Source organism: Pigmentiphaga sp. GD03639 (assembly GCF_029845405.1).
GTDB classification, from domain to species: domain Bacteria; phylum Pseudomonadota; class Gammaproteobacteria; order Burkholderiales; family Burkholderiaceae_B; genus Pigmentiphaga; species Pigmentiphaga daeguensis.
The window spans coordinates 62939-75993 of the sequence record NZ_JAOCLR010000013.1 but is presented as its reverse complement, the minus strand read 5'-3'; the positions used below and the strand labels follow the sequence as shown (position 1 = coordinate 75993).

At 68.7% G+C, this 13055-nt stretch carries 10 protein-coding genes; 5 read left to right on the top strand and 5 right to left on the bottom strand.

From position 1 onward, the window contains the following. Positions 1-2: 2 nt before the first annotated feature. From lspA to N5K27_RS15525, 3 genes are all read right to left on the bottom strand, one after another. Positions 3-494, bottom strand: a complete 492-nt coding sequence (lspA, locus tag N5K27_RS15535; RefSeq protein WP_279817423.1) for a signal peptidase II — start codon at positions 492-494, stop codon at positions 3-5. Beyond that, positions 494-3310, bottom strand: a complete 2817-nt coding sequence (gene ileS / locus N5K27_RS15530) for an isoleucine--tRNA ligase (protein WP_279817422.1) — start codon at positions 3308-3310, stop codon at positions 494-496. The genes lspA and ileS overlap by 1 nt, the downstream gene beginning before the upstream one ends. 167 nt (positions 3311-3477) lie before the next feature. Continuing rightward, a complete protein-coding gene (locus N5K27_RS15525) occupies positions 3478-4473 on the bottom strand; it encodes a bifunctional riboflavin kinase/FAD synthetase (RefSeq protein WP_279817471.1) in 996 nt (331 codons plus the stop codon). Positions 4474-4637: 164 nt separating this feature from the next. On the opposite strand from N5K27_RS15525, the gene purN reads away from it, so the two are divergent. The 3 genes from purN (at position 4638) to N5K27_RS15510 (ending at position 8317) form a co-directional block, all read left to right on the top strand. Then, positions 4638-5336, top strand: a complete 699-nt coding sequence (purN, locus tag N5K27_RS15520; protein ID WP_132979315.1) for a phosphoribosylglycinamide formyltransferase — start codon at positions 4638-4640, stop codon at positions 5334-5336. Then, a complete protein-coding gene (locus N5K27_RS15515) occupies positions 5333-6853 on the top strand; it encodes an RsmB/NOP family class I SAM-dependent RNA methyltransferase (protein WP_132979314.1) in 1521 nt (506 codons plus the stop codon). The genes purN and N5K27_RS15515 overlap by 4 nt, the downstream gene beginning before the upstream one ends. Positions 6854-7117: 264 nt before the next feature. Continuing rightward, the gene (locus tag N5K27_RS15510; RefSeq protein ID WP_087839591.1) at positions 7118-8317 is read left to right on the top strand and encodes a fatty acid desaturase; all 1200 of its coding nucleotides are present in this window, start codon (positions 7118-7120) and stop codon (positions 8315-8317) included. A 72-nt stretch (positions 8318-8389) separates the two neighbouring features. Here N5K27_RS15510 and N5K27_RS15505 read toward each other — a convergent pair whose 3' ends face one another. Then, on the bottom strand, positions 8390-9820 hold the full coding sequence (locus tag N5K27_RS15505; protein WP_132979313.1) for a DHA2 family efflux MFS transporter permease subunit: 1431 nt from the start codon (positions 9818-9820) through the stop codon (positions 8390-8392). A gap of 89 nt (positions 9821-9909) precedes the next feature. Further along, positions 9910-10848 (bottom strand): LysR family transcriptional regulator, encoded by a 939-nt coding sequence (locus tag N5K27_RS15500; protein WP_087839589.1) that lies wholly within the window; start codon positions 10846-10848, stop codon positions 9910-9912. Between the two features lie 158 nt (positions 10849-11006). Between N5K27_RS15500 and N5K27_RS15495 the strand changes: the two genes are divergently transcribed. Next, a complete protein-coding gene (locus tag N5K27_RS15495) occupies positions 11007-11849 on the top strand; it encodes a MaoC family dehydratase N-terminal domain-containing protein (protein WP_279817418.1) in 843 nt (280 codons plus the stop codon). Between the two features lie 51 nt (positions 11850-11900). Continuing rightward, positions 11901-13049: an acyl-CoA dehydrogenase family protein gene (locus N5K27_RS15490; protein ID WP_087839587.1), complete on the top strand. Its 1149-nt coding sequence runs from the start codon at positions 11901-11903 to the stop codon at positions 13047-13049. The last annotated feature ends 6 nt before the right edge of the window (positions 13050-13055 follow it).

Here is a 13055-nt window from a genome sequence, read left to right as displayed (position 1 = left end):
TATTATGCAGAGGAAGGTTTCTTCCTTACTTCATCGATGATCAACAGCACCGCGCCGACCGTGATGGCCGAATCCGCCAGGTTGAACGCGGGGAAGAACCAGTCGCCGTAGTGCACCAGCACGAAGTCGATGACGTGGCCGTGGATGAAGCGGTCGATCACGTTGCCCAGGGCACCGCCCAGGATCAGGGTCAGGGCCCACGAGAACAGCCGCTGGTGGCCGTGGCGGGACAGCATCCAGACGATGAAGCCGGACACCGCCAGCGCCAGGATGGTGAAGAACCAGCGCTGCCAGCCGTCGGCGCCGGCCAGGAAACTGAAGGCCGCGCCGCGGTTGTACAGCAGGGTGAGGTCCAGCACCGGCAGCAGCGGCAGCCGCTCGCCGTAGGCGAACAGCTTGTCCACCGCGACCTTGGTGACCTGGTCGGCGACGATGATGAGCGCGGCGACGGCCAGCCAGGCGGCCAGCCGGGAACGCGGGACGGGCGCGCCCATCAGGCGAACTCGCGCGGTTCGCCCGTGCCCTCGAGATTGGCGACGCAGCGGCCGCAGATCTCGGGCTGTTCGGGATCGACGCCCACGTCCTCGCGCCAGTGCCAGCAACGCTCGCACTTCTTGTGGCCGGACGGCGCGACGTCGATCCGCAGTTCACCCTCGGCGGCATGCACGCCCACGCGCGAGACGATCAGCACGAAGCGCAGGTCCTCGCCCAGGCTGGAAAGCAGCGCGTAGTCGGATGCCGGCGCGTGGATGTCGATCTCGGCCTGCAACGAGGAGCCGATGCCGCCCGCCGCACGAACTTCCTCCAGCTTCTTGGTGACTTCCCCGCGCAAGTGGCGCAGGCGGCCCCATTTCTCGAGCAGGGCCCCGGCGTCCGGCTGGGCCGGCACCGCATGGAAGGTTTCCGTGAAGATGGTGAGCGATCCCTGCTTGACCAGCGCCCAGGCTTCCTCGGCGGTGAACGAGAGGATGGGCGCCATCAGCTTGAGCAGCGCCTGCGTGACGTGCCAGAGCGCCGTCTGCGCCGACCGCCGCGCCACGCTGGCAGGGGCGGTGGTGTAGAGGCGGTCCTTCAGGATGTCGAGGTAGAACGCGCCCAGGTCTTCCGAGCAGAAGGTCTGCAGCCGCGCCGTGGCCGGGTGGAATTCATAGCGGTCGTACAGCGCCGTGATTTCTTCCTGCAGGCGGGCCGTCATGGCCAGCGCGTAGCGGTCGATCTCGAACATCTGCGCGTCGGGCACGGCCTGGGTGGCGATATCGAAGTCGCTCAGGTTGGCCAGCAGGAAGCGCAGCGTGTTGCGGATGCGGCGATACGATTCCACCACACGCTTGAGGATCTCGTCCGAGATCGACAGCTCGCCCGAGTAGTCGGTGCTGGCGATCCACAGGCGCAGGATCTCGGCGCCCAGCGTGTCGGAGATCTTCTGCGGCGCCAGCGTGTTGCCCAGCGACTTGCTCATCTTGCGGCCTTGTCCGTCCACGGTGAAGCCGTGGGTGAGCAGGGCTTTGTAGGGCGGCGTGCCGTTCAGCATGCAGCTGGTCAGCAGCGACGAGTGGAACCAGCCGCGGTGCTGGTCCGAACCTTCCAGGTACAGGTCGGCCGGCCAGGCGCCGTCGGCGGCATGCGAGCCGCGCAGCACGGTCTGGTGGGTGGTGCCGGAATCGAACCACACGTCCAGCGTGTCGCGATTCTTCTCGTACAGATCGGCCTCGTCGCCCAGCAGTTCGCGCGGATCCAGCGATTGCCAGGCCTCGATGCCGCCCTGCTCGATGCGTTGTGCGACCTGTTCGATGAGCTCGGGCGTGCGGGGGTGCAGCTCGCCCGTTTCGCGGTGCACGAAGAAGGCCATGGGAACGCCCCATTGGCGCTGGCGCGACAGCGTCCAGTCGGGCCGGTTGGCGATCATGGCATGCAGCCGGGCCTTGCCCCAGGACGGATAGAAGCGGGTGGCCTCGATGCCCTCCAGCGCGCGTTCGCGCAGCGTGCCGCCGCCTTCGGCGGGCAGGATGTCCATGCCCGCGAACCATTGGCTGGTGGCGCGGTAGATGATGGGCGTCTTGTGGCGCCAGCAGTGCATGTAGCTGTGGCGCAGCTTCTCGACCTTGAGCAGCGTGCCGGCTTCCTCCAGCGCGGCGACGATCTTCGGGTTGGCATCCCAGATGGTCAGGCCGCCGAACAGCGGCAACGTCGAGGCATAGCGGCCATCGCCCATGACGGGGCTGATGATGTCGGCATCGGGCATGCCGTTGTTCTTGCAGGAGATGAAGTCCTCGATGCCGTAGGCCGGCGCCGAATGCACGATGCCGGTACCGGTGTCCAGGGTCACGTAGTCGCCCAGGTAGATGGGCGAGAGCCGGTCGTAGCCCGGGTCCTTGCGGGCCAGCGGATGGTGGAAGGCGATGTGGTCCAGGGCCAGGCCCTTGCAGGTGGCGACGATCTCGCCTTCCAGGTCCCAGGCCTGCAGGCAGGTCTCGACGCGCTCGCGGGCGAGGACCAGCAGCGTGCCCCACGCCTGCGGCGTCTTCACGCGCACCAGCGCGTAGTCGATCTCGGGGTGGACGTTCAGCGCCTGGTTGGAGGGGATGGTCCACGGCGTCGTGGTCCAGATGACGATGGCGCCTTCCTCGTCGATCGCGGGCAGCCCGAAGGCCTTGGCCAGCGCGGGGCGATCGGCGAAGGGAAAGGCCACGTCGATGGCGGGGTCGGTGCGGTCGGCGTACTCGACCTCGGCCTCGGCCAGCGCCGAGCCGCAGTCGAAACACCAGTTCACCGGCTTCAGGCCGCGGAAGACGAAGCCTTTTTCCAGGATGGTGCCCAGCGCGCGCAGCTCGTCGGCTTCGTTGCGCGGGTTCATGGTCAGGTAGGGGTGATCCCAGTCGCCCAGCACGCCCAGGCGCTTGAAGTCCTTGCGCTGGCGGTCGATCTGCTCGGTCGCGTAGGCGCGCGCCTTGGACTGTACCTCGGCCACCGGCAGCCCCTTGCCGTATTTCTTCTCGATCTGGATCTCGATGGGCATGCCGTGGCAGTCCCAGCCCGGCACGTAGGGCGCATCGAAGCCGGCCAGCGTGCGGCTCTTGACGATGATGTCCTTCAGGATCTTGTTGACCGCGTGCCCCAGGTGGATGTCGCCGTTGGCGTAGGGCGGACCGTCATGCAGCACGAAACGCGGCCGTCCGGCGCTGGCCGCGCGGATGGCCTGGTACAGGTGCTTCTCTTCCCAGGTCGCGACCCAGCCGGGCTCGCGCTTGGCGAGATCGCCGCGCATGGGGAACGGAGTGTCGGGAAGGTTGAGAGTTTTCTTATAGTCCATGGAAAAACAGGATTTTGCACATCGGCCCCGTCCGCGGGGCAGGCAAGCTTCACAAATATCGTGGGCCGCGCCGCCAGCTTGGCAGCGCCCAGGATGCGGTGGATCCGGCTCCGCCGGTCCACCCGCATCGCCCCCTGGGGGGCGCGCGTCAGCGCGTAGGGGGGGGCCTAACTACTAATTCGATCGGTCGCGGAAGTGGCCAGATCGGCCTGGCCCAGGTGGCTGGACGCGAAATAGGCCCGGGCCTGGCGCGCGTCGTCCTCGATCGCCGCTTTCAGCGTCGGCAGATCGACGAATTTTTCTTCGTCGCGCAGCTTTTTCAGGAATTCCACCTGTACGAGTTTACCGTAAGCGTTGCCGCTGAAATCGAACACGTGGACTTCCAGCAGGACACGCCCGCTGTCGTCGACCGTGGGGCGTACCCCCAGGCTGGCCACGCCGGGCAACGGCCGGGAGGCCAGCCCGTGCACCTGCACGACGAAGATGCCGGACAAGGCCGGGCAGCGGCGCGAGACGCGCAGGTTCAGCGTGGGAAAGCCCAGCGTGCGGCCCAGTTTCTGGCCGTGGATGACGTGGCCGCTGACGCTGTAGGGGTGGCCCAGCAGCTCGGCGGCGCGGTCCAGGTCGCCGACCGCCAGCGCCGTGCGGATGGCGGAACTGGAAATGCGCTGGCCCTGGTCGGTGACCGACTCCATGGACTCGACCTCGAAGCCATGGCGCGCGGCGTTGGCGCGCAGCAGCGCGATGTCGCCGGTGCGGTGGGCGCCGAAGCGGAAGTCGTCCCCCACCAGCAGCCATTTCACGTGCAGGCCCTCGATCAGCAGCCGGTCGATGAAGGCCTGGGCGGGCATGGAGGCCAGGCGTTCATTGAAGCGTTCCACCACCACGTGCCGCATGCCGTAGCGGGCCAGGGCACACAGTTCGTCGCGCAATCCGGCGATGCGGGTGGGTGCCAGTTCGGGGCGCTTGTGCAGTTCGGCGAAGAATTCCCGGGGGTGGGGCTCGAAGGTCATGACCGTCGGCACGAGGTCCCGGGTCTGGGCCGCCTCGCGCACCCGGGCCAAGATGGCCTGGTGGCCACGGTGCACGCCGTCGAAGTTGCCGATCGCCAGCGCGCACGGACGGCGCAGCGAAGGCGGCGGCAGGCCCCGGAATATACGCAGGGCGGACGGCGAAGCGGATGGGGCGGACGGATTCAAGCCGGTGACAAAGCGGTAGCTGGGAGTCGAATTCTAGCTGCCGGGGGGCAGGTCCTTGATTATAGGCGCGTCGCCATCGGGCCGCTGGAGACGCCGGGTCGAGTCGGCCCCGATGCTACAATCCTCCGGTGAAAGCCTCTCATTTTTCCCCGGCCCGCCGGTGCCGTTTCGTCATCCTGATTTCCGGCCGCGGCAGCAACATGCAATCCATCACGCAGGCCTGCCGCGACCAGGGCTGGCCCGCCGAGGTGGCCGCCGTGATCGCCAACCGCGAACAGGCCTCCGGTCTTGAATGGGCCGCCGCAATGGGCATCCCCACGCGGGTGGTGCCCCATCGCGACCATCCCGATCGTGCCTCGTTCGATGCCGCGCTGGCCCGCGAGATCGACGCCTTCGAGCCCGACTACGTGCTGCTGGCCGGTTTCATGCGCATACTCACCGATGATTTCGTGCGGCATTATGCCGGCAGGCTGGTCAACATCCACCCGTCGCTGCTGCCGCTGTTTCCGGGCCTGGCCACCCACCGTCAGGCCCTGGAAGCGGGGGTGCGGGTCCACGGCTGCACCGTGCATTTCGTCACGCCGGTGCTGGACCATGGCCCCATGATCGCGCAGGGCGTGGTACCGGTGTGCGAGGGCGATACCGAAGACGCCCTGGCCGAGCGCGTGCTGTCCATCGAGCACGTGGTCTATCCGGCCGTGGCGTCCTGGCTGGCGCATGGGCGGGTGGGGCTGGAAGACGGCAAGGTCACGGTGGACGGCGTGGCCGACCGCGCGTTCGGCCTGGCGCCGCGGGCGGCGGCAGTTTCGCGGGGAGACGAGGCATGACATCCGAGCGTTCGAGTTCTTCAGCGCGGCAGGCCCAGGGCGGGCGGCGCCCCGGTGGCCAGCAGGCACGGCCCGGCGCGCGGCGCGCCGCCACGGCGGGCGCCAATCCCGTTGCGCAGCGCATCGAGCAGGTGCGCTCCGCGCTGGGCGAGATCCTGCAATGGTCCGGCCCGGCCGACCAGGTGCTGTCCCGCTGGTTCCGCGACCACCCCAAGCTGGGCGGGCGCGATCGCGGCACGGTGGCCGAGGCGGTCTACGACGTGCTGCGCCACCTGCGGCGCTACCGCCACGTGGCCGAGGGCGGGCGGGGCGCGGCCACGCGCCGCCTGGCCATCCTGGGGCTGGCGTCCACGCTGGGCCGCGACGGAATCCTGCCGGCCCTCGATGCCGATGAGGCGGATTGGCTGCGCCGCGTGTCCGCCATCGACCAGGCGGCACTGCCGCGCGAGATCCGCCTGAGCATTCCCGACTGGCTGTCCGAGGCGCTGGCCATCGAACCGGACAGCGACAGCCTGCTGGCCGCGCTCAATCGCGCCGCGCCGCTGGACATCCGCGTCAACCCGATGAAGGCCGATCGCGAAACCATCCTGGCCGAATTGCGGGCGGGCGTGGCTTCCGAGATGGCCGAGCCGACGCCGTATTCGCCGTTCGGCATCCGGCTGCAGGGCCGGCCGGCGCTGACCCGGTGGGGGCGCTTCGAGGACGGCAGCATCGAGGTCCAGGACGAGGGCAGCCAGTTGCTCGCGCTGCTGGTCGCTCCCCGGCGCGGGGAAATGGTGATCGACTTCTGCGCCGGCGCCGGCGGCAAGACGCTGTTGCTGGGGGCGCTGATGCGGTCGACCGGGCGGCTGTATGCCCTGGACGTCTCGCACACCCGGCTGGCGCGCTTCAAGCCTCGCCTGGCGCGCAGCGGGTTGTCCAACGTCGTGCCGGTGGTGATCGCCAACGAGAACGACGCCCGCGTCAAGCGCCTGGCGCGCAAGGCGCACCGGGTGCTGGTGGATGCACCGTGCAGCGGCACCGGGACGCTGCGGCGCAATCCCGACCTGAAATGGCGCCAGAGCCCCGAGAGCGTGTCCGACCTGTGCGCGCTCCAGCGCAGCATCCTGGCGTCGGCCGCGCGCTGCGTGGCCCCCGGCGGCCGGCTGGTCTATGCGACCTGCAGCATCCTGCGCGTCGAGAACGAAGGGCAGGTCGAGGCGTTCCTGGCCGCCCACCCCGAATTCGAGCTGCTGTCGGCCCCCGAGCTGCTGGCCGATCGGGCAGGGGCGCTGTCGCTGCCCGGGCCCTATCTGAAACTGCGTCCCGACGTGCACGGCACCGATGGTTTCTTTGCCGCGGTGTTTCAACGGCGCCACGGTCCGGCAGCCGTCCAGGTTGCAGCGGCGCAGGCCGAACTGCCCGAGCCGGATGCGGAAGTGGCGGGCCTGGGCGATGAAATCGAGGGCCCGGACGGCCAGCCTACCCAGGACGAGGCGACCGGATCGGCGCCGAGCCGTGGCCAAGAGGATCGATAACCCTGTTTGAGCTAGGGTTATCCCCCTCTTTGAAAGGGGTCGTCCCGCCCCAAGATTCGCGTTATCGTGTCGGGCGCATGGCGGCGCGCCGGATTCCGGCCTTTCCGCCGTCCGGCCGCGGGTTTCCCCTGGGGAACCGCCGCCGCCGTCCGCTTTCCAAGACCTTGGTCCCGCCATCGGTGACCAGGGTCGACGAGTTGAGTTTCTTCGAGGCGCGAGGCGCCTCCCGCGCCGGCACTGCCGCCGGCCTGTCTGTGAGGTGATATGGATTTTGTGCTTTCGTTCTTGTCCGATGGTCTGCTTGGCGCGTCATGGTGGCAGATCGTCGCCTTCACCCTGGTAGTCACCCATATCACCATTCTCGGCGTCACGATCTACCTGCATCGCAGCCAGGCGCACCGCGGGCTGGACCTGCATCCGGCCATCGCGCATTTCTTCCGGTTCTGGCTGTGGCTGACCACCGGCATGGTCACCAAGGAGTGGGTGGCGATCCACCGCAAGCACCACGCCCGCTGCGAGCGTGAAGGGGATCCCCATTCGCCCATGGTGTACGGCATCGGCAAGGTGTTCTTCCAGGGCGCCGAACTGTATCGCGACGAGGCGACCAACCGCGAGACGCTGGACAAGTTCGGCCACGGCACCCCCGATGACTGGGTCGAGCGCAATGTCTATTCGCGCTTCGGCTGGCAGGGCGTGGGGCTGATGATGGTGATCGACGTCGCGCTGTTCGGTGCGATCGGCCTGACCGTCTGGGCGGTACAGATGATCTGGATCCCGTTCTGGGCGGCCGGCGTGGTCAACGGCATCGGCCATTTCTGGGGCTACCGCAACTACGCCAGCCCGGATGCCAGCCGCAACGTCTTCCCGTGGGGCATCGTCATCGGCGGCGAGGAACTGCACAACAACCACCACGCCTATGCCTCGTCGGCGCGGTTCTCCACCAAGTGGTACGAGTTCGACATCGGCTGGGGCTATATCCGTGCCCTGGAGATCCTGCGCCTGGCCAAGGTCAAGAAGGTCGCGCCCAAGGTGCGGCTGGCGCACGGCAAGCCGGTCGACCTGGAGACCCTGCAGGCCGTGATCACGCATCGCTACGAAATCATGGCGCGCTATGCCGACCTGCTCAAGCATGCCTGCCGCGACGAGATCGCCCGGCTGAAGGCCGCCAAGGAATCCCATCTGCAGTGGAAGCTGCTGCGGCGGGCGAAGGCCCTGCTGCACCGCGCCGACGACGAGTCGCTTCCCGATTCGCACCGTTCCGCGATCAATACCGTGCTGGCGGACCACCGCTCGCTGGCCATCCTGGTCGAGATGCGGCGCGAACTGGCCGCCATCTGGGAGCGGTCCAGCGCCTCCAGCGAACAGCTGCTGCGCGATCTGCAGGATTGGTGCAACCGCGCCCAGCAAAGCGGCATCGCGCGGCTCGAGGAGTTCTCGGCCAGGCTGCGCAGCTACGCGACCTGAGCCTGCTGGTCGGAAACAAGAAAAAAGGAGCCTCGGCTCCTTTTTTCTTTTGGGGCCGCGCGGCGATAGGGGTCAGCCGCGCGCCGGTTCACCGTCCCGCCGGCGGTGGCCGCTCAGTTCGGCGCCGGCGTTGGCCGGCAGTTCGCGGCACTGGGTGACGGCCAGCACGCCCAGGAGACCCATGGCGGCGAAGGCCAGGGTGAAGTCCGTCAGTTGCACGGCCGCATGGCCCAGCGCATGCCTCGAGGTGTCGAGCACCAGCGCGGCCAGGCCGATGCCCAGCGCCGCCGTCATCTGCTGGTTGGTGCTGGCCAGGCTGGTCGCCGCGCTCATGCGGGGCTGCGGCACGTCGGCGTAGACGATGGTGCCGTAGGCGTTGAATTGCAACGAGCGCGCCAGGCCGCCCAGGAGCAGCAGCAGGTAGATCGCCGCCAGCGGCCATTCCGGCCGGAACGCACCGCACAGGCCCAGCAACACCGCAGACAGCAGGCCGTTCCAGATCATGACCCGGCGATAGCCGAAGGCCCGCAAAAAGCGCACCGAGATCGCCTTCATGACCAGGCCGCCCACGGCCCCGGCGAAGGTGATGGCGCCGCTTTCGGCGGCCGACAGGCCGAAGCCCAGTTGCAGCATCAGCGGCATCAGGAAGGGGAAGGAGCCGTAGGCCACCCGATACAGGAAGCCGCCGCGCATCGCCACGCGAAAGGTGGGGATGCGCATCAGGCTGAAGTCCAGCACGGGGTCGGTATGCCGGCGGCTGTGCCAGGCGTAGGCCAGCGCGCAGGCGGCCGCGGCGCCCAGCAGGAGCAGCGCGGTCGGGGACAGGCCGCCGTGGCCCAGTCCTTCCAGCCCGACGATCAGGCTGGCCAGCGTGGCGGCGGCCAGGGCGAAGCCCACGTAGTCGAACGACGAGGGCGGCGCGTCGCTGCGGATATCGGGGATGTAGGTGGTGGCGAGCGCGATGCCGGCCAGCCCGATCGGCACGTTGATGAAGAAGATCCAGTGCCAGGACAGGTAGGTGGTCAGGAAGCCGCCGATCAGGGGCCCGACGGCCGGGCCTATCATCGCGGGAAACAGCACCCAGGACATGGCCGAGACCAGCTGGGACTTTTCCACCGTGCGCAGTAGCACCAGCCGGCCCACCGGCACCATCATGGCGCCGCTCGCCCCCTGGAGCAGCCGCGCGCCGATCAGCCACGGCAGGTTCTGCGCCAGGCCGCACAGCACGGAGCTGACGACGAACAGCGTGATCGCGCCGCGGAAGGTGTTGCGCGTGCCGAAGCGGTCGGCGATCTTGCCGCTGATCGGGATGAAGGCCGCCAGGCTGAGCAGGTACGCCGTCATGGCGAAGTTCATGCGGACCGGGTCGGTGCCCAGGGACTGCGCCATGGCCGGCAGCGCGGTCGAGATGATGGTGGAGTCCAGTTGCTCCATGAAGAACGCGCTGGCGACGATCAGCGCGATGATCCGGTAGCTGCCCTGGCGGGACGTGGCATGACCCATGAAGCCGTGGTCTCTTGTGCGATGGGTGGAACGCCCGCGCGGCGGGCCGGCGGGGAAGGACGCGGCCGTGGCCGTGCAAGCCCGCGATTTTAGTCCTTCGCGGGCGAGGCCGCGCCGCCTGCCGCGTGCGCGGCGGTCTGTTCCCCGTAGGCCCGGACCGCGTCGACCAGCGCCCGCACGCAGGCGGGCAGGGCCTCGAGCTCGCGCACCAGCAGGTCGCGTTCGCGCACGGCCCACGGCTCGTCCAGCTCCACGATGGACAGCTCCATCGTGCGCCGGTGGCGGCGCGCCGCCGACTCGGGGATCACGCCTATGCCGACGCCCGCCTCCACCATCCGGCAGATGGCCTCGAAGCTCGAGACCTGGATGCGCAGGATGAGCCCCGCGCCCCGGTTTTCGACCTGTTCACGCAGGAAGGTCAGCATGGTGCTGCCCTCGTGCAGGCTGATGTGGGGATAGCGCAAGGTGTCGTCCAGGGTAACCCGGCCCCGCGCGGCCAGCGGATGGACGGTCGGGACGGCCAGTACCAGCCGGTCGGTGCTGAAGTGCAGGCGCTCCAGGCCGGGGGCGTTGATGGGGCCGGCGGTGATGCCCAGGTCGGTCGAGCCATCCATCACCCCGCGGATGATGTCGCGGGTCAGCCGTTCCTGCAGGTCCACCGTCACGCCGGGCCGCCCGGCCAGGAAACGCGCCAGGATCTCGGGCATGAACTCGGTGACGGCGGTGGTGTTGGCGAAGATGCGGATATGGCCCGTGGTGCCGGTGCTGCCATCGGCGAAATCGTTCTTGAGCGAATCGACCTGCCGCATGACCTGCCGGGCGTGCTCCAGCAGCCGCCGGCCGGCGGGCGTCAGCTCTACCCCGCGGCTGTTCCGGTACAGCAGGCGGGCGTCGAGCCGGGTTTCCAGCGACTTGATGCGGGTGCTGGCGGCGGTCAGCGAAAGATGGGCGCGCCGCGCGCCCTGCGTCAGGCTGGGCGCTTCGGCCACGTGGATGAAAAGCCTGAGGTCGGCCAGGTCGAGATGCATGGCGGCACGTGTGGGGGAAAGCATTCACCTTACCTGATCCCTTCCGTTTTGGCGAAGACTGGATGAGGAAAATCAAAATTTACAGAAGGCTGGCGCGGGTGCATGCTGGCGGCATTTCACGCAAGGCGGCGCCCATGGGCGGCCCGCAAGGAGCAAGCATGAGCCAGGACCAGGCTCCATCCCCGCGCGACTGGATCGGGCGCACAGAAACCTCGTCCGACCAGATCACCGGCAACCTGGCGCGGCGCATCGCCGCCACCCTGGGGCAGGCGGCGCCCGAGCCGGGCAGCGCGTTGCCCGAGCTGTGGCATTGGGCGTATTTCCAGGAGCCGGTGGACGCGGCCGGACTGGGCGCCGACGGTCATCCCGCCCGCGGCGGCTTCCTGCCGCCGGCCGACCGGCGCAATCGCATGTGGGCCGGTGGCCGGCTGGCGTTCCATCGGCCGCTGGTGGTGGGCGAGGACGCCACGCGCCATTCGACCATCCTGTCGGTGCAGGAGAAGGCGGGGCGCACCGGTTCCCTGCTGTTCGTGACCGTGCGCCACGACTACGAACAGCGCGGCGGCCTGGCCGTGCGCGAGGAACAGGACATCGTCTACCGCGAGCCGTCCCCGCCGCGTACCGCCGATCCGGAGCCCGTGCCGCAAGCCGGATGGTCGGAGACCATCGTGCCGACCTCCACCATGCTGTTCCGCTATTCGGCGGTCACCTTCAACGGCCACCGCATCCACTACGACTGGCCCTATGCCACGGACGAGGAAGGCTATGCCGGCCTGGTGGTGCACGGCCCGCTGATCGCGACATTGCTGGTGGGCGCCTTCGTGCGTGCTCATTCGTCGCTGCGGCCGACGCATTTCTCGTATCGGGGTGTACGGCCGCTGATCGCGCCCACGCCCTTCGAGGCGGCGGGGCGGATGGCGGACGACGGCGTGGCCCGGGTCTGGGCCGGCAATGCGCAGGGCGCGATCCAGCGCGGCGAACTGCGCTACGAGCAGAGATAGCAACGGCGGCCCGCGCGGAGGCGCGAACGGCTGTTTGTCACCGGAGATGGCATGGAAGAGTACGACGACATCCGCCAGGGCGTGCGCGCCCTGTGCGCCCACTATGACGCCGCCTATTGGCGCGGGGTGGACGAGGCCCGGGGATTCCCCGAGGCGTTCGTGCGCGCGCTGACCGAGGCCGGATGGCTGGGGGCGATGATTCCCGCCGAGTACGGCGGATCGGGCCTGGGGCTGTCCGAGGCATCGGTGATCCTGGAGGAGGTCAACCGCTGCGGCGGCAACTCGGGCACCGTGCACGGGCAGATGTACAACCTGTTCACACTGGTGCGCCACGGGTCGCAGGCGCAGAAGGATCATTTCCTGCCGCGCCTGGCCAGCGGCGAGCTGCGCCTGCAGTCCATGGGCGTGACGGAGCCGACCACGGGCACCGATACGACCCGGATCAAGACCACCGCCGTGCGGCGCGGCGACCGCTATGTGGTCAACGGACAGAAGGTCTGGATCTCGCGCGTGCAGCACTCCGACCTGATGATCCTGCTGGCCCGCACCACGCCCCTGGCCGAGGTCGCCAGGAAGACCGAGGGCATGTCCATCTTCCTGGTCGACCTGCGCGAGGCGATCGGCCATGGCATGGAGGTGCGCCCCATCGCCAACATGGTCAACCATGAGACCAACGAACTTTTCTTCGACAACCTGGAGCTGCCGGCCGACAGCCTGATCGGCGAGGAAGGCAAGGGCTTTCGCTACATCCTGGACGGGCTGAACGCCGAACGCACGCTGATCGCCGCCGAGTGCATCGGCGATGGCCGCTGGTTCGTCGAGCGCGCGCGCAGCTACGCCGGCGAGCGGCAGGTGTTCGGTCGTCCGATCGGGCAGAACCAGGGCGTGCAGTTTCCCATCGCCGAGGCCCACATCGAGGTCGAGGCCGCGGACCTGATGCGCTGGCGCGCCTGCCGCGAATACGACGCCGGCGTCGCGGCGGGCGCCAGCGCCAACATGGCCAAGTACCTGGCCGCCAAGGCCTCGTGGGAAGCGGCCAACGTCTGCCTGCAGACGCACGGCGGCTTCGGCTTCGCCTGCGAATACGACGTCGAGCGCAAGTTCCGCGAAACGCGCCTCTACCAGGTGGCGCCGATCTCGACCAACCTCATCCTTTCCTACGTGGCCGAGCACCTGCTGGGGCTGCCGCGTTCCTTCTGAGGCGCG

What these genes read in the sequence shown, in the direction of transcription:
- lspA (WP_279817423.1), bottom strand. Translation starts at nt 494, where the DNA reads ATGGGCGCGCCCGTCCCGCGTTCCCGGCTGGCCGCCTGGCTGGCCGTC.
- ileS (WP_279817422.1), bottom strand. Translation starts at nt 3,310, where the DNA reads ATGGACTATAAGAAAACTCTCAACCTTCCCGACACTCCGTTCCCCATG.
- N5K27_RS15515 (WP_132979314.1), top strand. Translation starts at nt 5,333, where the DNA reads ATGACATCCGAGCGTTCGAGTTCTTCAGCGCGGCAGGCCCAGGGCGGG.
- N5K27_RS15510 (WP_087839591.1), top strand. Translation starts at nt 7,118, where the DNA reads ATGGATTTTGTGCTTTCGTTCTTGTCCGATGGTCTGCTTGGCGCGTCA.
- N5K27_RS15505 (WP_132979313.1), bottom strand. Translation starts at nt 9,820, where the DNA reads ATGGGTCATGCCACGTCCCGCCAGGGCAGCTACCGGATCATCGCGCTG.
- N5K27_RS15500 (WP_087839589.1), bottom strand. Translation starts at nt 10,848, where the DNA reads ATGCATCTCGACCTGGCCGACCTCAGGCTTTTCATCCACGTGGCCGAA.
- N5K27_RS15495 (WP_279817418.1), top strand. Translation starts at nt 11,007, where the DNA reads ATGAGCCAGGACCAGGCTCCATCCCCGCGCGACTGGATCGGGCGCACA.
- N5K27_RS15490 (WP_087839587.1), top strand. Translation starts at nt 11,901, where the DNA reads ATGGAAGAGTACGACGACATCCGCCAGGGCGTGCGCGCCCTGTGCGCC.